This window comes from Pseudovibrio japonicus, assembly GCF_014651595.1.
GTDB classification, from domain to species: Bacteria; Pseudomonadota; Alphaproteobacteria; order Rhizobiales; family Stappiaceae; genus Pseudovibrio; species Pseudovibrio japonicus.
In genome coordinates this window covers 459,028-480,081 of sequence record NZ_BMXE01000001.1, presented here as the reverse complement: position 1 = coordinate 480,081, position 21,054 = coordinate 459,028, and the positions used below count along the sequence as shown (strand labels likewise).

Annotated in this window: 13 protein-coding genes; 7 read left to right on the top strand and 6 right to left on the bottom strand. The window is 52.7% G+C overall.

The features are described from left to right. Positions 1-78: 78 nt before the first annotated feature. Positions 79-2,715, bottom strand: a complete 2,637-nt coding sequence (gene pepN / locus IE076_RS02045; protein ID WP_189434907.1) for an aminopeptidase N — start codon at positions 2,713-2,715, stop codon at positions 79-81. Between the two features lie 268 nt (positions 2,716-2,983). Between pepN and IE076_RS02040 the strand changes: the two genes are divergently transcribed. The 6 genes from IE076_RS02040 to IE076_RS02015 all read left to right on the top strand — a co-directional run bounded on the left by IE076_RS02040 (position 2,984) and on the right by IE076_RS02015 (position 12,396). Next, a complete protein-coding gene (locus tag IE076_RS02040; RefSeq protein ID WP_189434906.1) occupies positions 2,984-4,159 on the top strand; it encodes a CaiB/BaiF CoA transferase family protein in 1,176 nt (391 codons plus the stop codon). A 171-nt stretch (positions 4,160-4,330) separates the two neighbouring features. Continuing rightward, positions 4,331-6,121 (top strand): adenylate/guanylate cyclase domain-containing protein, encoded by a 1,791-nt coding sequence (locus IE076_RS02035; RefSeq protein WP_209008758.1) that lies wholly within the window; start codon positions 4,331-4,333, stop codon positions 6,119-6,121. A 137-nt stretch (positions 6,122-6,258) separates the two neighbouring features. Beyond that, positions 6,259-8,160 (top strand): ABC transporter ATP-binding protein, encoded by a 1,902-nt coding sequence (locus IE076_RS02030; protein WP_189434902.1) that lies wholly within the window; start codon positions 6,259-6,261, stop codon positions 8,158-8,160. Continuing rightward, positions 8,157-10,064, top strand: coding sequence for an ABC transporter substrate-binding protein (locus tag IE076_RS02025; protein WP_189434900.1), 1,908 nt, complete (start codon positions 8,157-8,159; stop codon positions 10,062-10,064). The genes IE076_RS02030 and IE076_RS02025 overlap by 4 nt, the downstream gene beginning before the upstream one ends. Positions 10,065-10,198: 134 nt before the next feature. Further along, positions 10,199-11,227, top strand: coding sequence for an ABC transporter permease (locus IE076_RS02020; protein WP_189434898.1), 1,029 nt, complete (start codon positions 10,199-10,201; stop codon positions 11,225-11,227). Next, positions 11,224-12,396: an ABC transporter permease gene (locus IE076_RS02015; RefSeq protein WP_189434896.1), complete on the top strand. Its 1,173-nt coding sequence runs from the start codon at positions 11,224-11,226 to the stop codon at positions 12,394-12,396. The genes IE076_RS02020 and IE076_RS02015 overlap by 4 nt, the downstream gene beginning before the upstream one ends. Positions 12,397-12,520: 124 nt before the next feature. Here IE076_RS02015 and IE076_RS02010 read toward each other — a convergent pair whose 3' ends face one another. Genes IE076_RS02010 through IE076_RS01990 form a run of 5 tightly spaced genes read right to left on the bottom strand, consistent with a single transcriptional unit; the run spans position 12,521 to position 18,173 of the window. After that, positions 12,521-13,381 (bottom strand): polysaccharide deacetylase family protein, encoded by an 861-nt coding sequence (locus tag IE076_RS02010; RefSeq protein WP_189434894.1) that lies wholly within the window; start codon positions 13,379-13,381, stop codon positions 12,521-12,523. Further along, positions 13,362-14,564 (bottom strand): glycosyltransferase family protein, encoded by a 1,203-nt coding sequence (locus tag IE076_RS02005; protein WP_209008757.1) that lies wholly within the window; start codon positions 14,562-14,564, stop codon positions 13,362-13,364. Before IE076_RS02005 ends, IE076_RS02010 begins: the two co-directional genes overlap by 20 nt. Continuing rightward, positions 14,564-15,691 carry a glycosyltransferase family 4 protein gene (locus tag IE076_RS02000; RefSeq protein WP_189434892.1) on the bottom strand — a complete coding sequence of 376 codons (1,128 nt, stop codon included), beginning with the start codon at positions 15,689-15,691 and terminating at the stop codon, positions 14,564-14,566. Before IE076_RS02000 ends, IE076_RS02005 begins: the two co-directional genes overlap by 1 nt. After that, complete coding sequence (locus IE076_RS01995) at positions 15,688-16,929, bottom strand: glycosyltransferase family 4 protein (RefSeq protein ID WP_189435583.1); 1,242 nt, start codon at positions 16,927-16,929, stop codon at positions 15,688-15,690. The genes IE076_RS02000 and IE076_RS01995 overlap by 4 nt, the downstream gene beginning before the upstream one ends. A gap of 2 nt (positions 16,930-16,931) precedes the next feature. After that, positions 16,932-18,173, bottom strand: a complete 1,242-nt coding sequence (locus tag IE076_RS01990) for a glycosyltransferase family protein (RefSeq protein ID WP_189434890.1) — start codon at positions 18,171-18,173, stop codon at positions 16,932-16,934. A gap of 254 nt (positions 18,174-18,427) precedes the next feature. Between IE076_RS01990 and IE076_RS01985 the strand changes: the two genes are divergently transcribed. Beyond that, complete coding sequence (locus IE076_RS01985; RefSeq protein WP_189434888.1) at positions 18,428-21,019, top strand: ABC transporter ATP-binding protein/permease; 2,592 nt, start codon at positions 18,428-18,430, stop codon at positions 21,017-21,019. Positions 21,020-21,054: the final 35 nt, after the last annotated feature.

Sequence of the window (21,054 nt, the reverse complement as noted above, 5' to 3'; positions counted from 1 at the left end):
GTTAACGGCAGCGTTTTTTGCTGCCGTTAATTCATTTAGGACTCTCAGAGACTTCGCTGGGGTGCAGTGTAGACTGTCTTAGTCTAGGCACAGCTCAACTATTTCTTTCACGTCAGTTGACAGTTGCTGGTCCGCCTCAAGAATACCTTGCAAAGCGGCTTTCGCCTTTTCTCTGCGTTCTGCATTCATATTTTTCCAGTTACCAAAGCTTTTGACCATTCTGGAAGCAACCTGAGGATTGGTCTTGTCCAATTGCAGCGTGATTTCAGCAAGATAATTATATCCTGAGCCATCAGCTGCATGAAAGCCGCGTGTATTGCCTCCCAGGAAGCCTCCGATCAGCGCATAGATGCGATTTGGATTTTCCCAAGAAAATGCCGGATGCTCGGTAAGAGTGCGTATGGCTGCAACCGAATCCTCACTTGGTGCACGAGCAGCTATGCTCAACCACTTATCCATGGCAAGCGCAGTGTCCTTATGGCGCTCTTCAAACGCCTTAAGAGCTTCCTGCGCCCCCGCAAGTTGCCAGATCACAAGGATCGTTAAGGCGCCCATGCGGTCGCTCATATTGTCCGCATTGTCAAAATGGGTTTTTGCCAGGGCCGCACTTTCTTCAGTTTGCGCAGCGCCCAGATAGGACAGACAGCGGAGCTTCAAAGCACGCTTACCAGCTGATATGGCGTCCGGACTAAAGGCTGCTGGCATGTCCAGTTCATTGTAAAGGCGCTTGAAGGTATCATAGAGTGTCACGCCGATTTCCTTGGAGAAGGCATCACGCGCATCGCCAATGGCATCCGTGTCAACGTCCGCACCAATCTCCAGAGCAATCGCTTGCTCACTCGGTAGCATTAGCCCAAAGCCGCGGAAGGCATGATCAAGGCTCTCATCTTCCGCCATATGACCCAAAGCCTCGATAAAGGCCTCTTTGCCTGCTGGTTCCTCGCCTCTGGTCAGCTCGATCAGCAGCTCGGTCATCAGCGTCTGAGCTGCCTGCCAGCGGTTGAAGGGGTCAACATCATGGCGCATCAGGAAGATCTGATCCTCGCGGGAAAGCCCGGTTTCCAGTTTCACAGGTGCTGAGAACTCACGCAGCAGGGAAGGGACAGGCTTACTGCCAATGCCATGAAACACAACAGTGTGCTTGTCTTCGCTAAGGCACAGCAGATCGCCATTAACCTGAGCGCCTTCTACGCTGGAATAGGAAAGGTCATCGCCATTGGGGCCGACTAGGCCAAAGCGAACAGGAATGAAGAATGGTTTCTTCTCAGTTTGCCCCGGTGTCGGTGCATTAATCTGCGCAAGGTCCAGTGTGTAAGTCTTGGCAGCAGCGTCATAAGACCCGCGCGCCTTGACCACAGGCGTGCCGGATTGGTGGTACCACCGGCTAAACTGCGTCAGATCCAGTGCATTTGCATCTTCAAAGCACTTAATGAAGTCTTCGATTGTCGACGCATCCCCGTCATGACGCTCAAAGTAAAGGTCCATACCTTTCCTGAAACCATCCGCACCAAGAATGGTCTTGATCATGCGCACCAGCTCAGCGCCCTTGTCATAGACAGTCGCCGTATAGAAGTTGTTGATCTCTTTGTATTCTGTTGGGCGTACCGGATGGGAGAGGGGACCCTGATCCTCTGGGAACTGTCGGGATTTCAAGCGGATCACGTCAGCAATACGCTTCACAGGACGGGAGCGCTCATCAGAAGAAAATTCCTGATCACGGAACACCGTCAGGCCCTCTTTCAGACACAGCTGGAACCATTCGCGGCAGGTAATGCGGTTGCCGGTCCAGTTATGGAAGTACTCATGCGCAACAACAGTCTCAATGCCTTCATAATCCGTGTCAGTTGCTGTGTCGCTGTCCGCAAGAATGTACTTATCGTTGAAGATGTTAAGGCCCTTGTTCTCCATTGCGCCCATGTTGAACGCAGAAACAGCCACGATGTTGAACACATCCAGATCGTACTCGCGCCCAAACACCTTCTCGTCCCAGCGCATGGAACGGATCAGGCTGTCCATGGACCAGTCCGTACGATCCTCATTCCCCTTCTCTACGAAGATGTTCAGATCTACTGGTTTGCCGGAAGCGGTGGTGTACTTTTCTGAGGTGCAGGCAAGATCACCGGCCACCAGCGCAAAAAGGTAGGCAGGCTTTGGATGCGGATCATGCCACACCGCAAAATGACGGTTGGTGCCCTCAATATCGCCAGTTTCCTGCGGGTTGCCGTTGCTCAAAAGGATCGGGTTGCTTGCCTTGTCTGCTTCTACACGTGTGGTGAACACGGAAAGCACATCCGGGCGATCATAGTAATAGGTGATCCTGCGGAAGCCTTCGGCCTCACACTGGGTGCAATAGATGCCTTTTGAAAGGTACAGGCCTTCGAGCTTGGTGTTCGCAGTTGGATTGACCTTCGTCACGACTTCCAGCTGGAACGTATCTGCAGGAGGGTTGTGAATGATCAGCTTGGTTGCTGAGGCCTGATAAGCTTCCTGCGCCAAAGCAACACCATCAACCGCCACTGAAACCAGTGTGAGTTCATCACCATCCAGCTCAAGGAGAGTGCCAGCTTCTGTACCATCGCGTCTGGAAAGGGTGAGGGTGGAGACAACTTCAGTTGCTTCCGGCTTAAGCTTGAAGACCAGTGAGACACTGTCGATTGCGTAGGGGGTTTCTTTGTAGTCTTGCAGTTTGATGAGCTGAGCAGTCTCAGATCGCATGCTGTTCTCCCAGGAAGTGTTGAAGCAGCTTTTCGCCCCTTGGCGCAGCGCTTTCGAAAATTATGTAGATCAGCGGTACCTTTGCAAACGGTACCGGTCAAATGTAGGAATTAAAAACCACTGCACTTTTGCACCCAAATAACAAAATTATCAAGCACGGGAAGGACTGGAACGAGTTCATGACAGATCCTCGCAGGACCTCCTGTCAAAAAACAGGTAGCACTGTGCTCCTGAGACGAACTTGCACAAAAAGACTGAGGTTGCTTCCGTGACGGCCCCCCTGGAAAATATAAGAGTTTTGGAACTGGCGCGCATTCTAGCTGGGCCATGGATTGGGCAAACCCTTGCCGATCTGGGGGCGGATGTCATCAAGGTGGAAAGCCCGCGCGGTGACGATACACGGACCTGGGGCCCTCCCTTCATCGAAGAAGAAGGCGGCAGTAAAAGCGCGGCCTACTTCCACGCCTGCAACCGTGGCAAACGCTCCATCACAGCAGACTTCTCAAAACAGGAAGACCTTGAGCTGATCCACGATCTTGTGCGTCAAAGCGATGTGTTGATCGAGAATTTCAAGGTCGGCGGTCTTGCTAAGTACGGCCTCGACTATGAAAGCTTGCAAAAGATCAACCCCAAACTGATCTACTGCTCTGTCACAGGATTTGGTCAGGACGGGCCTTATGCGCACCGTGCCGGATACGACTTCATGATCCAGGGGATGGGCGGTATTATGGATCTGACCGGCCCTAAAGGCGGAGAACCGCAAAAAGTAGGTGTCGCTTTTGCAGATATCTTTACCGGCCTATATGGCGTGATCGGCATTCAGGCCGCGCTGCGCCGCCGTGACCTGACCGGGGAAGGCGAGTGGATCGACATGGCCTTGCTCGACGCCCAGGTGGGTGTTCTTGCCAATCAGGCCATGAACTACCTCAGCAGCGGAAACGTTCCCACGCGCATGGGCAATGCCCATCCAAACATCGTTCCCTATCAGGTGTTTGAGGTGCAGGATGGTCACCTGATCGTGGCGGTCGGAAATGACACCCAGTTCGCTAACTTCTGTAAGCTCCTTGGTAAACCAGCGCTCTCTGAAGACCAGCGCTACGCCACCAACCCCTCCCGTGTGAAGCACCGCGAACAATTGACCGAAGAACTCCAAACACTGGTCTTGAGTTTTACCCGTGATGAGCTCCTGGCAAAAATGGAAGAATATGGCGTTCCGGCAGGCCCGATCAACTCAGTGGCGGATGTTTTGCAGGATCCGCAAATTGAACACCGCCAGCTGAAAGTCACCCTGCCAACGGGCTCAAAAGAGGGTGTGGAGCAAACATATGTACGCACACCAATCCAATTTACGAATACCAAGCTGAAGATCGAACGCGGTGCTCCGGTGCTCGATGAGCACCGAAAAGAGATTTTAAGAGAATTGGGCAAGGAAGTAGTAGAATAAACACTAGCTGCGCCAGTTTGAGGAAGGCAGTTTGACGCTCGGTCCAGTGAGTGGTTTAACGGGCTGAAATTCCTCACACAGGTGGGACACGGTTTGAAGCTTTGGAATAGGATTAGGCGAAAGGGAGTAGGGGCCGGGCGCTTCTCTTACCAGCTCTCCCTGACGTGGTTGGTGAGCCTGACCTTTGTGACCGTGGTGACGTTGTGTGGCGGCATCGTGCTCTACATGTCGGTTCATACCAACCTCGTAAATACACGCAGTCTCATCGAAAAAGCGTCGATCATGTCGACCGAGGCAATTAACAACGCCTTGGGCGCTTACATCACGCCCGCCTTTTATTCCGTTAACGCCATCAAGGTGTATGCCGAAGAACAGCCCACGCCCCAAAGCGCTCTTTTTCGTGCGCGCCAGACATTTCGCGGGGTCTTGTTCAGCGTCCAAAGCATTGATGGATTAGTGCTTTCTTTGCCCAATGGAGCCGTGTGGGGGTTGCGTCAGGCTGACAACAGTCAGGACGTTGTTATCTTTAACCCCCAGCAGACTCTCTTTGAATTCTCCCGCTTAGAAAGCATTCAGGCACAACGAAGTCAGGACCCGTTTTGGGGAGATTTCTATGCCTCCGGCGAGGACCCATTTGCGACCGTTACAAGCTCCATTGAATTTGAAGGCGAAATCATCGGTTACATTTCCGCAGTCATCACGATGGAGGGAGTTGGTTCGGTGTTAGCCGCTTCCAATGGAGATGGACTGGGCTATCAGGTCGACGGTGAGAACCCCACGACCCGGTTTATTTTGACTGACGAAGACCGGGTGCTTGCCTACGCGTCTCCAGAATACAACCTACAGGGTAACCTCCTGTCACCTTTGACAGAGTTCGGTGATCCTATCCTCGCCAAATTCGAGGAGAGCGAGCCACAGCCCTCTAGTTCGCTCGCGCGTGACCGAGGTGTGGAACTTCACATGATCAACTATGATGATGATATGTACCTGATGGTTCTGCAAAAACTGGTCTCACCGGACGGTGAAGTCTATCTGGTTGGTGAATATCAGCCCGCAAACTCCCGTTACGATGAAGTTGCAAGGTTGATCAATTCGGTTTTTGCTGGCGTAGCAATCGTATTTCTATCAGCACTTATTGCGATCTTCCTCGCGCGTCGCTTGTCTTCCCCGCTCAAAGGCATTGCAGCACGTGCGCAAAAGTTTGGAGCGCTGGAGTTTGAACATCTCGAACCGCTCCCGGGCAGCCATATACGCGAAGTAGACCAGATCACCTCTGCCATGAATGCCAGTACCACTGGCTTGCAGAGCATGAGCCGGTACATCCCAAAATCCCTATACGCCAAACTGATGGCGTCCGGGATTGATCAGGCAGCCAAAGCAAAAGAAGCCGAGCTGACGATCCTGTTCACGGACATCGAAGGCTTCACCTCATTGTCTGAAAATAGGAGTGCAGGTGAGGTGGCCGATTTGCTTAACGACCACTTTAAGCAGCTGGTTTCTGCAGTGGAGGCCCATCAGGGCACAGTCGACAAGTTTGTCGGTGACGGTATGCTGGCGTTCTGGGGCGCGCCTAACGAGATTGAAAACCACGCTCAGTGCGCCATTTCAGCTGCTGAAGATATGGTCGCAGCCATCCAGAAGGCTAACGAGGCCGCGCCAGAAAACGCGCTGCGTGTGCGCATCGCAATCCACACTGGACGTGTAATTGTTGGTAATGTGGGCGCTGTGGAGCGTTGGAACTACACTATTGTTGGTGACGCGGTGAATGTGTGTAGTCGTCTGCAAGCCGTCGGTGGCACCTTGTCGTCCATTAAGGGAGTTTGCGTGGTTTTGAGCGGTGAGACCGTTGAAAAAGCCGGGCACACAAACAATATCACTCACCTTGGCAGTCACGCAATTCGTGGGCGCACGGGTAAGGTCGAAGTGTGGCAGCTCAACTCCACCATCAACGGTGTGCATTAATTCTGCCGCTATCTTCTAGTTTACTTTAAGTGTGCTGAGAAACCCAACCTCTTTGAAAGGAAGCCCTGTTGTAGTGAAGAGGCCGAAAACCTCGGTTTTTCAGGCAGTCTCAACGGATCAGTAAGGAAGGAACGCACGTGAGCCTTCTTGATATCAAAGGGTTAACGGTAGAGTTTCGTGGAGATGAAGGACATCAGGAAGTCGTCCGCGATGTGTCTTTTAGCGTGCCAGAAAACAAATCCGTTGCTTTGGTAGGAGAGTCAGGCTCTGGCAAGACTGTAATCTCCAAAGCGATCATGGGTATCCTTCCAGCAAAGTCGCACATAACCTCCGGACAAATCCTGTTTCGTGACAATCGACGAAACGGCAAACTGATTGACATCGCAAAACTTCCCCCAGCTGGACCAGCGATGCGCGCCATGCGCGGCGATCAGATCGCCATGATCTTTCAGGAGCCCATGGTCTCGCTTTCGCCCTTGCACACAATCGGAGACCAGATCAGCGAAGGCGCAAGACTGCATCGACTTGTTGGTAGAAGAGAAGCGCTGGAACTGACAAAGGACATGCTGCGGCTTGTTCACTTTCCAGATCCTGAAAGAGCCATCCGCGCTTATCCCTTCGAACTGTCAGGCGGCCTGCGACAACGCGCTCTCATTGCCATGGCATTGATCTGCCGCCCGTCGCTCCTCATTGCAGATGAACCGACCACTGCGTTGGATGTCACTATTCAGGCCGAAATTCTGAAGTTGATCAAAGAGGTGCAGTCCGAATTGAACATGACCTTGCTCATGATCACTCATGACTTTGGTGTAGTGACGAACATGGCTGATGAAGTGGTTGTGGTTTACAATGGCGAGATCATGGAAAAGGGCAGCGTCGAGGACTTGTTCCTGACCCCACAACACCCCTACCTGAAAGCACTGCTCAACGCTGTACCCTCGCTCTCCATGGAACCGGAAGAGCGGCTGGTACCGATCCGGCCCATTAAACCGCGCACCCACCAGACTGATGGGCATCCTCATCATGCCGTCAACGCTCACGAGTTCCGTGGAACCACACTCGTCGAGCTTGATAAGGTTTGTAAGACTTTCATGTTCAAGAAACTGCGTGGCAAAAAGCGCAAAAGTATCACCACGGCGCTCGACAATGTATCTTTGACAGTCCGCAGAGGTGAATGCCTCGGCATTGTGGGAGAGTCAGGCTCCGGCAAAACAACTGCAGCCCTTGCCATGCTTCGGGCCTTCCCGTTGACGGACGGAAAGATCTTCTATGCCACAGAAGACGGACCACGTGATATTCAGGGGTTCTCAGACAAAGAGCTCTTCAAATTCAGGGAACGAGCTCAGATCATCTTTCAGGACCCGTTCTCGTCGTTAAACCCACGCCGCACGCTCAATGAGATCCTGATGGAGCCGCTGGTCATCCACCAAATTGGGGACAATCACAGCAAAGCAGCCCGCATAAGAGAGCTGACCGACCTCGTTGGCCTGTCGCAACGGTATCTACGCCGCTATCCTCACTCCTTCTCCGGCGGGCAAAGGCAGCGGATTGGCATTGCACGCGCTTTAGCCCTCAACCCGGAGTTCCTGATCTGCGACGAACCAACCTCGGCGCTTGATGTGTCTGTGCAGGCCCAAATCCTGAATCTGCTTAAAGACCTGAAGGATGAGCTGGGCCTAACTTATGTCTTCGTCAGTCACAATCTTGCCGTGGTTGACTACATTTCAGATCGTGTAGCCGTGATGTGTAAAGGTAAGGTTGTTGAGCTTGGCCCAACGCGAAACATCATTGATAACCCCATTCACCCCTATACGCGCGCGCTTCTCAAAGCAGTGCCGGAACCGTCGCTGGACCACAAGCTGGACTTTTCTTCTCTGGACGGAGCCGCAACCTCCGATCCCATGCAATGGCCCGCACCATACCGCATGGGGTACTCAACAGTGCCATATTTGGTTGAGATAGAGACAGATCACTGGGTTTGTGCTCCGGGGATGGACGCCATGCATGATACCGTCGGATTGGGAGGCAGTCACATATGAGAAGATTTGACCTGCTGACCGCTTATGTCATAGCTGCAAGCCTCGTACTGCCCAATGCTGCAGTTGCACTGGTCCTGAAAGAAACACCGGGGCTGCCACCTGACTTGCCCCCCATAGAAGAGCGCTTGCCCTCAGAACCACTTGTAACGAACCCTGAAGACCTTGGTAGGGTGGTTGGTGTACAAGGTGGCTCGCTGCACACGCTCATTGCTCGGCCCAAGGATGTCCGCCTTATCAATGTCTGGGGCTACGCCCGACTGGTGGGCTATGACGAGGATCTTGAACTCAATCCGGATATTCTGGAAAGCGTTGAAAATGAGAACGACAGGGTCATCACGCTGCACCTGCGCGAAGGTCATAAATGGTCCGACGGCACCCCGTTCACTTCAGAAGACTTCCGCTTCTGGTTTGAAGATATTGCTCTGAACAAGCAGCTCAATCCCATCGGTCTGCCCAGCTTCATGCTGGTGGATGGGGAGGGCCCCCAGTTTACCGTTCTCGATGAAACCGCAGTGCGCTTTGAGTGGAATGCGCCTAACCCTATGTTTTTGCAAGAGCTTGCAAAAGCTCGCCCGCCATTCATTTACAGACCCGCTCAATATCTGAAACAGTTTCATCAGGACTATGGCAACCCGGAGTTTATCTCCCAAATCGCACGCCTTGAAAAAGTGCGCGGCTGGGCACCGTTGTTCAATCGTATGGATGATATGTACGATGCATCCAATCCGTTCATTCCCACACTGCAGCCATGGGTCCCTCGCAGTGCCTCCGGTGAGCGCCGTGCTGTTATGGAACGCAATCCGTTCTTCCACCGCGTGGACAGCACTGGCCAGCAGCTGCCGTACATTGATCGTGTCATCATGGATGTGGTCGATAGCAATCTGATACCCGCCAAGACTTTAGCCGGTGAAAGCGACCTTCAGGCCCGTGGGCTGGGGTTTGGCGATATCTCCGTTCTGAAACGGGGTGAGCAACTGCGTGATTATGATACGCGTCTCTGGCTCAACTCAAAAGGCTCGGAAATCTCGATCCTTCCCAATCTCAGCGTCGAAGATCCCACGTGGCGAAAACTCATGCAGGATCGTCGCTTCCGCCATGCACTTTCTTTGGGGATCGATCGGGAGCTCATCAACAAGGTACTCTATTTTGGACTGGGCCGTGCCGGCAACGACACTGTTCTTGATGTCTCACCGTTGTACCAACCAGACTTTCAAATAGCATGGGCAGAATTTGACCCCGACCTTGCCAACGAGTTGCTTGATGAGATTGGCCTGACCGACAGACGCGGTGACGGGATCCGCTTGCTGGAAGATGGACGCCCACTTCAGCTCATCATCGAACTAACGGGAGAAAGCTCAGAACAGAATGATGCACTGGAACTAGTCGCTGAAACCTGGAAGGAAATCGGAGTATCTGCGTTCATCCGTCCAAGTCAGCGCGATACGATCCGCGCCCGTGCCATCGCTGGTTCTTTGATGATGTCGGTCTGGTCCGGCTTTGAAAATGGAGTGCCTACTGCCGGTATGCCGCCAATCGATTATGCCCCCACACGTGAAGACTTCCTCTCTTGGGCGCGTTGGGGCAATTACTACGAGACTGACGGCCACTCTGGTACTAAACCAGATTGGCCACCTGCTGTGCGTCTGATCGAGCTGTTCGATCAATGGCTGGTAAGCGCCAGCTTCGAAGAGCGCGATGTGATCTGGGAGCAAATGCTGCAGATCCATGCAGAAGAAACCATCCATATTGGACTGGTCAACGGTGTACGCCAACCTGTCGTTGTCAAAGGTTTGCTCAACGTTCCTGAAACGGGAATTTATGGCTGGGACCCCGGTGCGCAGTTTGGGATACACCGCATGGATCTCTTCTTCTTTGAGAACCTTCTGCCCGACGAAGACCAATGAAAATACAGCCAGATCCGGTTGTCTTAAGCAAGTGCTAATGCCCCCCTTTAAACCTGATTAGATATACTCAGACAAAGCCAAGGGAGCTCCTTTAGTGTTCCCGCAAGAATGGCGCAGAGAAGAAAGGGAAGCGGGTGCTCAATTACATCCTGCGGCGGCTTTTGATTATGATACCGACGCTTGCCGCTATCAGTTTTCTGATCTTCCTTATTATCGAATTGCCGGAAGGAGATTATATCTCCAATCAGATTTCCATGCTGCGCTCTACCGGCGAAAGTGCATCCATCGGTAGGCTGGAGTTTCTGCGTAGTGAGTTCGCATTGGACCGACCGTTCATTGAGCGCTACGGCATATGGGTTGGCGTTTGGCCCGGTCCCAATGGATTTGACGGGCTTATTCAAGGCAATTGGGGCTGGTCTTTTGAGTACGACCAGCCGGTCGACGAAGTGGTTGGCCCAACACTACCGCTCACAATTGCTCTCAACCTTGCAACAATCCTCTTCATTTACTGTGTTGCCTTTCCAATCGGTATTTACTCAGCGACCCACCAATACTCGGTGGGAGACTACACCTTCACGCTCATAGGGTATCTCGGCCTTGCCACCCCAAACTTTCTGCTGGCTTTGGTTTTGATTTATCTGGCTAATACTTGGTTTGGGTTGTCTGTAGGCGGGCTAATGGAAGAACAGTTTATCGGCGCACCCATGAGCGGTGGCAAGGTTTTGTCCATTCTCGCGCACCTTGTCGTCCCGGTCATTGTGATCGGAACCGCTGGCACTGCTGCCATGATCAGAAGGCTGCGAGCAAACCTTTTGGACGAGCTCTACAAGCAATATGTCACGACCGCTCGCTCAAAAGGCATGCGCGAAAGCAAGCTCCTCGTCAAATACCCTTTGCGTGTCGCCCTTAACCCATTCATTGCTGATATTGGTAACCTTATACCCTCGCTCGTCTCGGGCTCAGTGATTGTTTCCGTTGTTTTGAACCTGCCCACCGTTGGGCCGATTTTGTTAGGCGCGCTTCAATCTCAAGACCAGTTTCTTGCTGGATTTATCTTACTTTTTGTCTCCCTGCTTACACTCATCGGCATGCTAATCTCGGATATCCTACTCGGCTATCTGGACCCACGCATTCGCCTTGGAAAAGAAGGCGCGAGACAATGAGCCCAGATAGCCGCCGCGATGAAAAACCAGAACATTACGTCAATCCGAAAGGATTTGACCCACAGGACGTGGAGACCCTGACTAAAGAGCAGGAGCGGTACTATCAGGCGGCCCAATGGAAAATCATCTGGTGGAAATTCCGCAAACACAAACTGGCAGTGGTGTCGGTCGTTGTTCTCTTCTTCTTCTATCTCTGTGTGCCATTTGCAGAAATAATCGCACCTTACCCAGTCGCTAAGCGCAACGTAGACTTTCTCTACGCGCCACCTCAAAGTATTCATCTGTTCCATGAAGGAAGATTGGTTGGCCCCTTCGTCTACGGCATAACCCCGTCAGTTGATCTGGAAAACCTACGATGGGTGTATGAGACAGACAGAACGGACGTGCAGAAATTGCGGTTCTTCTGCGAAGGCGAGCCCTACCAATTCTGGGGCCTGTTTCCTGCCAGCTTTCACATCATCTGCCCCGCTGAAGAGGGAACCCTGTTTATCGCCGGAACGGATCGGTTAGGACGGGATCAATACTCTGGCTTGGTCTACGGGGCACGCCTGTCTCTTACCATCGGCCTTGTCGGAGTAACCATCTCCATGGTGCTTGGTGTTTTGCTGGGTGGCATGGCAGGGTTCTTTGGAGGGTGGATTGATAGCTCCGTGCAACGGGTTATCGAGGTCATGCGATCACTGCCGGAGCTTCCCCTCTGGATGGCCTTGTCTGCAGCTCTGCCTATTACATGGTCGCCAGTCTGGATCTACTTCGGCCTGACGGTCATTCTTGGTCTTCTGGACTGGCCAGGTCTGGCGCGCGCCGTGAGGTCCAAATTGTTGTCGCTGCGCGAAGAAGAGTACGCCAAAGCCGCCACACTCATGGGCGCCAAGCCAAGCCGCGTCATTGTTAAGCATCTGTTGCCCGGATTCACGAGCCACCTTGTTGCCTCCGCAACCCTATCGGTGCCTGCGATGATCCTCGGCGAAACCGCGCTCTCCTTCCTGAACCTTGGCCTCAGGCGACCGGCGGTGTCATGGGGCGTTCTCCTCAACGAGGCCCAAAACATCGCTGTTGTAACTATCTACCCATGGCTGATGGCGCCGGTCATTCCAATCATCGTCGTGGTGCTTGCTTTCAACTTCATGGGAGACGGCCTGCGCGATGCGGCTGACCCCTACAAGTGAGAGAGGGCGTGCTGGAGACCTTACAAGCGATCGACAGCGATCAGCAGCCGAACAAATGTAGGCCGATGCTGATTGATTTTTAACGTAGCTTGTTTCAATGAAAGCGAGGTCCGACCCACGTCGCTTAGCTAACTTCGGAAGCCTGATTGAAATTCTTTCTCGCCTCATTAAGAAGCTCTTTAGAACTCAGCCATCGTACAGCGGGATGGTCTGAGGTGAGTTTGAAGAACACCTCAAGAAAGTTCGAGCAGCCGTTGCCGTGGTCCAGGTGATGGGACAGTAATCCAATAGGATCGGTTGAGTTTGTTCGGCGCCTGCACAGTTCCAAGTCCAACCTCTTGCGGGCACAGTCCCAACCAATGAAGTGTTTGTCCTTCCTCCATTCGATAATATCGACATGGCTTTGCACGTGAGGCATGCGAAAGTGATTCATCCACGTGAAGGCTGAAAGGCCATAACCACCTTGCTGCTGGAGAAGATGTACCGCTGGCGGTGCAATCCGGTTCCAGGGAGGCACAAACAGCGGCACAAAGCGCGACCCGAACAATTCCTGTAAGGTCTGTTTGCCCTCGACAAGTTCTCTTGTTAGGTCCTGAGCAGACCGACGCCATCCAAATTCGCTGGATTTCTCCTCGCGTGATTTATCCTGATAGTTCTTATGTTGCCACCCATGATGCAGTACATGAACGGCTGATGTGCTCTTGAGCCGCCGGGCCAGTTCTTCTTCCGCATATTTTGGAATGACGGAGAGGGATAGAGGGATACCAAATTCCTCTGAAAGGTTGAGCAATGTCTCAAGCGCGGGCGTGGGCGCGACCGCATCATCGTCACGCCACCAGAATCTGACCTGACGGCCGCGCTCGTGGAACCAGTTAAGGTGCGAAATAAGTTGCTCTTCAAAGTGCTGGCGGCTTGTCGTGGAATGTAGGCTTTGATCTGAAACAGGTGCAACGACTAATTCAGAGTTAGAGGTCACGCGAAACATTCCTTTCCCAAATGATCCCGAATGAAGTATCTGTGGGCGTCTCCATCCCAAGGTCCGCAGCAAGGACTTGAGCAGCAACCTCCGCTCCATTAAGAGCGACACGTAAGTCCGGTGCTGGAAGGGAAAGAGCCTTCTCAGCAGCTTGAGCCAGCGTTTTGGCGCTAAGGACCTTTTCAGGAACAGCGACTGCCCGATGGTGCTTCATCAAACTAAGTGCACGTTGGGTTTGCTCTGTCTCTGCTTCCTGGGCAAATGGCACCAGAACCGACGGAACACCTGCGCGCAGAATATCAACCACGGTGTTATAGCCAGCTTGCGAAATGGAGAGCTTGGCATTCTTCAAAAGTGCCGGAAAATCTTTTCGTGCCCGTTCGATCACAAACTTGGACGACGAGTACCGCAACAGCTTTTGAAACTCAGCTTCGGGAAGACCCTGTCCCACAAGCACACGCCATTTATCCGTAAGGCCCGGCGGCATATGGTTGCGTGCAGAAAGTGCAGCCTGCAACAGCGCTGAGCCAACAGCGCCACCCCCGCAAGAAACAATGACCTCATCTTCACCGTCGGATGATGTAGCCAACGTGGACCGATCATCTCTGATATAGCCTGTATAGCGAATATGTGAGTTCACACGCTTGGTGAATGGAAAGCTATCATCAAACGTAATGAGACGCGGGTCTGAGTGGACGAGAATCCGGTCATAAAACGCGCTCGCCTGTGAGGCCATCCACTCCTCTTTCCAGGCTTCGTCCTTGCGCACCAGAATATCGCGCACTGAGCACACCACCCAAGGCGGAGAAACCATACTGCCAGCACACTCAAGAAGACGTGTCATCTCCGCAGCGAACATTCTGCGCCCAAAGGGATACGTCTCGGTGATCAGCAGATCAAATTGCTCTGATGTGAAGGCAGCAAGCGTTGCAGCAATGCGTTTCTCCCACCATGCCTCGTCAACCGGCCTGTCATCCGCGTCAAGCAAAACATCGAATTTGGCATCCGCAGCACGCACGATTGGCAACTGGACCACAGTCAGACCATCGCAATTAACGGTTGCTGGTACCCGGTTGCCGGTTGCCAGCGTCACTGTAAACCCCTGACGCGCCAGAGCTTTGGCCAGCGCGACTGCACGTACAATATGGCCAGAACCCAGCAGATGTTGAACATGGATGAAGGCTTTCATCATCAGCCCCCTTGTACTCTCCGTTTAAACCGATGGTGGTCAATCGCGGCCTTTAGCACTTTGTCGAGCCCTCTCGCTCCAGCTTCCAGACTATGGTTTTCGTGAATGTTCTCGACAGCTGCAAGACCCATTTCTTCGCGCTTGTCTGTGTTATTAATGAGATATGCTATATTCTTTGCCAAGGCTGAGGCATCACCTTCATCAGAGAGTAAGCCGGTCCTGCCTTCATCAACAATGTCTGGCACACCAAAAACGCGTCCGCCAACGACGGGTAGTCCGCAGCATTGCGCTTCCAGAAATACGAAACCAAACGCCTCCCGAACGGCAGGCCAAACGAATACGTCGTGAGACCGATAGAGCTTCGGCATCTCCTGCCACGGGATGAGCCCGACAAAGTCGATGCGCTCTCGGTCAAACAGCGGTTCGATCTCTCCGCGTGCAGGCCCGTCGCCAGCAATGGTTAACCGCCATGGCAAATCGGCAATCTGCTTCAGTGCAGCAGCAAGAACCATGTAAGAAAACTGCTTATCACCTTCACGCATCATTCCGGCACAAAGAAGTCGGATCTTGCCATCTGCCGAGCCTTTAGTGACGCTGTGACTAACCTCAAACTTCGCTGTTTCCACAAACGGAGGAAGCACGGTTAGAACATCTTCGTTCAATACCTCTTTCAGACACAGCGCATCCGAGTTGGTGAGCGCCACCACTTGGCTCGCCTGAGCGAGAGCGGCATCAGCAGCATTGAAACCGAGCGCCCAGTTGCCGGACTGCCGCTTCGGCGCACGGCTGGCCTCAACCACCACATAAGGAATGTTGAACTTGGCACACAGATACGGCCCAATCCAATCCGGCGCCTTATGGTAAAGGTGGTAAGTGAGAAACACATCCGGCACATCACCGCGTTCAATCCACTGTTCGGCAATTGTTTTTGCCTCTGCGAGTGCAAGCTCCTTCACTTCGCGTGTGACGTCCTCGCCCCCGTGGGCGCGCCAGCTGCGAAACGACGATGCGACTTCGACCTCATGGCCAGCCAGTCTCAAAGCTCGCACAATTAACCGTCCCATCGTCCGGTCCCCGGAAGGTACAGGATGGTCGATTGGTTTCATGGGAGCTGTAAAGGCTACTTTCATGAACAAAGCTCCAGGCTTCTCGAAAATTTTTCTTCCAGAAAATCGAACCCGGGGGAGGCACTGAAACGCTGATGCACGCTTTCAAATGCATTGCGTCCGATCCTCTCTCGCTCAGCGGGTTGCGTAATCAAAGACCGCAGGGCCTCAGCAACTGATCCTACATCCTCCGAAGGACACAGCAGACCCGTCCTGCCATCTTCAATGATTTCAGGCAGAGCGGACACGTCAGTTGAAACACACGGCAATGACATGGCTTGTGCTTCCATCACAACATTGGGCAACCCGTCCCGGTCACCGGTTTGGGTAACACGGCAGGCAAGAGCAAAGATGTCAGCCTTTTCCATCTCCTGCAACACCTTGGTTCTGGGCTGCGCCCCCAACCATGAGATACGGTCGTTCAATCCAAGTTTGGCCGCAAGCTCCTCAAGGCTCAGCGACAGCTCACCTCCGCCGATCTGTGTAAAATGCCAGTTAAGGCCCTTGGGTAACTGACTGAGTGCACGCAACAAGATGTCATAGCCCTTTTTTGCGACCAGCCGCCCAACAGAGATGATCTGTACGCAGTCCGGGCCCGTTCCATCACGTAACCTCGCAGGACGCGGAGCCTCAGGAAATCCGCAAAAATCTAGACCATGATATACAAGATTAATCTTCTCCGGATTAGCGCAAAGGGAGCGAAGATAGGCGAGGTTGGCCTTGGTACAGGTTACACCCCAGTCAGCATCGGCGAGCTTTGTCTCAAGCTCCCATCGCTCTGTGGTCCAGATGTCCTTTGCATGGGCTGAAAATGACCAGCGCCGACCTGATAGCATGGCCGCATAACGGGCAACGGTGCACGGGCTGTGCAGATAATGCGTGTGGATCCAATTAACATCCGCGGGCAGCTCATGGGCCATCACGCACGCTTGCCCCCAGCGACGAAACCGTTCTGCATTCCGCTTGTGTTTCAGATCAGCCTCAAAACGGGCTCTGGCTGCCCCATAAGTTGGCTGCTTCTTTGCCCATATCACCGCTTGCTTCACACGGGGCGGGTCATCCTTCAGATATTCGGTGAGATACAGGACTTCTGCCGTGATCTTCTTATGAACCTCATGAATGTAAGGATCATAAGGGTGGCGCAAAGCAACAATCAGCTGTCCAATGCCGCGTTCCTGAAGACCAAATATTTCCTGAGCAATAAAGGTCTCGGACAAGCGCGGATACCCTTTGACAACAACTGCAATACGACCAGTGTTCATCATTACCTCGCACTGCGCTTCAGTTTTACACCCTCAGGTGGTTGGAACTGCTTAGAAAGATGTTGCGCGTCTATGCCAAGAATTTCAGCGGTCCTGTGATTGATTACATCAAGCCCGCCAAGATAGTTCTCAGAGTGGGCATGGGAGGGTGGGGCGATGAACGGCAGGTTGGCAAGGGCCTTCACCATCAGTTCCACGCTCGGATAGGAATCGATCGGAAGCATCTGCGCAAGACCAAGCTTCTGGGCTTGCTCAGCGCGGATAGCCTGCTCTCTGCGCGGCACAACACGCGGCACCAACAAAGCCGGATTATCAAACGACAGGACTTCACAGAAGGTGTTGTATCCGCCCATGCCAATGACTGCCGTGGCATTAGCCATGTACGGCTCAAGTTGGGGTGTAAATCGTATGATTTCCACATCCCGCAAATGCGATGCACGCGTTGTGAATGCCTCCATATCCACCTTGCCCATGAACGGCCCGAGCACGATGAGTGCAGGGAACAACGGCCGCATCCGTGCCTCATAGGCTCTCATAACCCAATCGACCAGCTCCACGCCGTCTCCGCCACCACCGGGTGTCACAAGCACATATGGTGTGCCGTCAAACGGGGAGGTGAAGTCCTGAACTGAGCTTGGCATTGAACGGCGCAGGTATCCGGTGAACATCGTCTTATCCATCACAGATTGGTCAAAGCCAAGCCCATCCAGCGGGTTGTTCATCACTGAAGGGCCGTATATCCAAATCTCGTCGTAAAGATCATTAAGTGCAGGAAAGGCGCGCTTGCGCAGCCACTCTTCCTTCAAAACATGTGGGTCATCCATCACATCACGAAGGCCCAGAACCATATGTGTTTTTTGCCCCTTAAGATATTGGAGGGTGGGTAGAACCTCACCGCGCAGTCCCAACGGCTCCTTATCAACGATGAAGATATCAGGTTTAAACACCTTGGCCGTATGCTCGATGATGGAGGAACGGATAGCAATCGTCTCATTGATGTGCAGCTGCAAGGAAAGCGACGTGTATTCGCCGCTGCGCAGCTTGATCACCCCGGGAATGCGGACAAAATCAACGCGGGAGCGAAACTCAAAGCTGCCAATGATGGGAGAACCGGAAAGGATAAGAACGGACATCTCTGGAAAAGCACCGACAAGAGATTGGGCAATTGTCCGGCACCGTCGCAAATGGCCCAGGCCAAAGGTGTCGTGGCTATAGATCAGAACTTTTGGCGTCTTTATCGTCATGCGCTTCTTATTCCATCTGCTGCATATAGATCCAGGCGACAAATCACTCTGGCGAAGAAGATCAACCAGCAAACGGCCAAAACTGCATTTCTGCATCTAAACTCAAGGAAAAACCCCAAAAATCCAAGGGATATGAGTCGTTTCGTGCCATTTTTTTTAAGATCTTGAAGCCTAATGTTTCCTTGCGTCAGTTAGAGCTCAAATTGCATCGCCTCGGTTCGAGTGAAACTGGCCTGAACTTAATCGGAGTGGACATGGAAAAAACGCTTTTCCAATTCATCTGGAAGAACTCGGCCCGCTATCAAGTGGCGATTCTTCTAGTCACCTTATTGTCCTATCCGGTGAGTTACATCCTGCTGGATCTACCTAAGAAAATTACCAATGAGGCAATTCAGGGTAGCGATTTTCCAGTAGAACTCTTTGGTATTCAGCTCGGGCAGATTCAATATCTGGCGGTGCTGTGCATGTTGTTTTTGCTTCTTGTTGTTGTGAGCAACTGCATCAAGCTCTACCTCAATGTCTATAAGGGTAGACTGGGTGAGAGGATGCTACGCCAGTTGCGGTTTGAGCTGTTTCAGCGCGTCCTTCGCTTCCGCCTTCCTCACTTTAAGAAAGTCAGCTCGGGGGAGATCATACCAATGATTACCGCCGAGGTCGAGGATGTTGGCGGTTTCGTCGGTGAGGCCTTCGCACTGCCTGCCTATCAGGGCGGCATGTTGGTGGTTCAAGTGGGCTTTATTTTCGTACAGGATCCTTTGCTTGGACTGGCGGCCATCTCCCTCTATCCGGTGCAGGGCTACATCATCCCAAAACTCCAGCAAAAGGTCGTGCGCCTGTCCCGCCAGCGTGTCAAGAACGTGCGGGTCATTGCAGATAAGGTTGGCGAGAGCATTTCCGGTATCTCCGAGATCCATGCCAACGACACCTCTGCCTGGCACTCGGCGGATCTTTCCGACAAACTCTACCGCAACTTCCGAATTCGCTTCGATATCTATAACCGCAAGTACTTCATCAAGTTCATCAATAACTTCATGAACCAGCTGACGCCGTTCTTCTTCTACTTTATCGGTGGCTATCTGGTCATCAAAGGCCAGCTTAGCATCGGTGCGTTGATTGCGGTGATTGCGGCCTACAAGGATCTGGCGGGTCCTTGGAAAGAGCTTCTCACTTATTATCAGATGACTGCGGACGTCTCAGTCAAATACCAGACTGTGGTTGAGAACTTCGATCCACCCGACCTTTACGACAAAGAGCGGCTTCTGGATAATGAAGCCATCACGCTCTCCGGTAGGCTAAAATTCGACCAGCTGCGCCTGTCAGGGCTGGGTACAGGGCAGGAGGTGCATGGCGCCTCGTTCACGGTTGATCCTGGTAAGCCCCTTGTTGTCTCTGGTGTTGACGGGTCCGGGCGTGCGGAACTCTTGCAGATGGCAGCTGGGCTGTTAAGCCCCACATCGGGCTCGGTCTCCATCAATGGAACCAATTACGAGAGCCTTTCAGAAGCCACATTGGGCCGACAGATTGCCTACGTCGGAGGGCACTTGCATGTCTGGACAGGAACAATTCGTGACAACTTGTTTTATGGCCTGCGCCACCGGCCTCAGGAGCAATTAGACTACGAAGGGAGTGACCTGAAAAAGCGGCAACGCCAACTGCGCGAAGCGGACATGACCAGAAATCCCACCTACGATGTGAAAGCGCGTTGGGAGGATTACAAGAAGGCTAACACCAGCTCCATGCACGAACTGGAAGAAAAAGCCCTCGAACTCTGCCAACTGGCGGGCTTCTCGCGCGATCTTTATCTTCTTGGTGTTGAGACAGTCATTGATCCAAATGGCGCAGGTGAGTTAACCGACGACTTGATGCTGGAGTTGGTCGAGGCGCGAAAAGCACTGCGTGAGAGGATCGAAACTGATACTGCGCTGCAGAACCTCGTGGAGTTCTGGGATCCGGAGAAGTTCAACCAATCTGCCACTCTGGCGCAGAACCTTTTCTTCGCCAGCCCCAAAGAACACTTCATGACGATCGAGCATATCCCCGAAGATCCGCAGATCTCCGCCTTCCTAGCAAAAACCGGGTTTGATGTGCTTTTGACCAAGATGGGACTGGAGATCGCAACAACAATGGTCGAGTTGTTTGCTGATGTGAGCGCAGATAGCGACTTGTTGAACAGTTACTCCTTCATCAGCCGTGAGGACCTGCCGCACTTCTCGCGCATCGTGAACGAGCAAAAACTGAACCAACGAGGCAGAAAACTGAAGGATGTAGACAGATACCGCTTAATTGCACTGGCACTCAAGCTCATTCCAGCTAAACACCGACTTGGCGTTCTGGATGACGAAACTCGCGACAAGTTTGTCGCCGCCCGGGCTCAGTTTAGGGAAACGGTGGGACAGGACAGTGACCGCTTTGAGTTCTTTGATCCGGACAAGTATCTCACCACCTTGTGCATTGAAGACAATTTGATCTTTGGTCACGCAAGGCTTGACCGACGCGACGCGCGCCAGAAGATACAACAGGTCTTGCAGGAGATCGTGCTTGAAAAAGACCTTATTGTACCGGTACGCCGCGCAGCCTTTGATTATCATGTCGGCGTTGCTGGTGCGAAGTTGTCCATGCATCAGCGCCGCTTGATCTGCCTTGTGCGCGCGCTTTTGAAGAATGCATATATCTACGTTCTCGATGAAACAGCAAATAGTGCGACACCAGCCGACAAGATCTTAAGAGATGAACTGAAAAAGATGATGTCTGACAAAATTCTTTTGTTTGGTGTAAGTAACGAAAGTGTTGCTGAGGAATTTGAAAGGAAGCTTCACTTAGAAAATGGGAGGATTATTGGGAGATAATCATGGCAAATATCGTGGAACAAAGGCGAGATGAT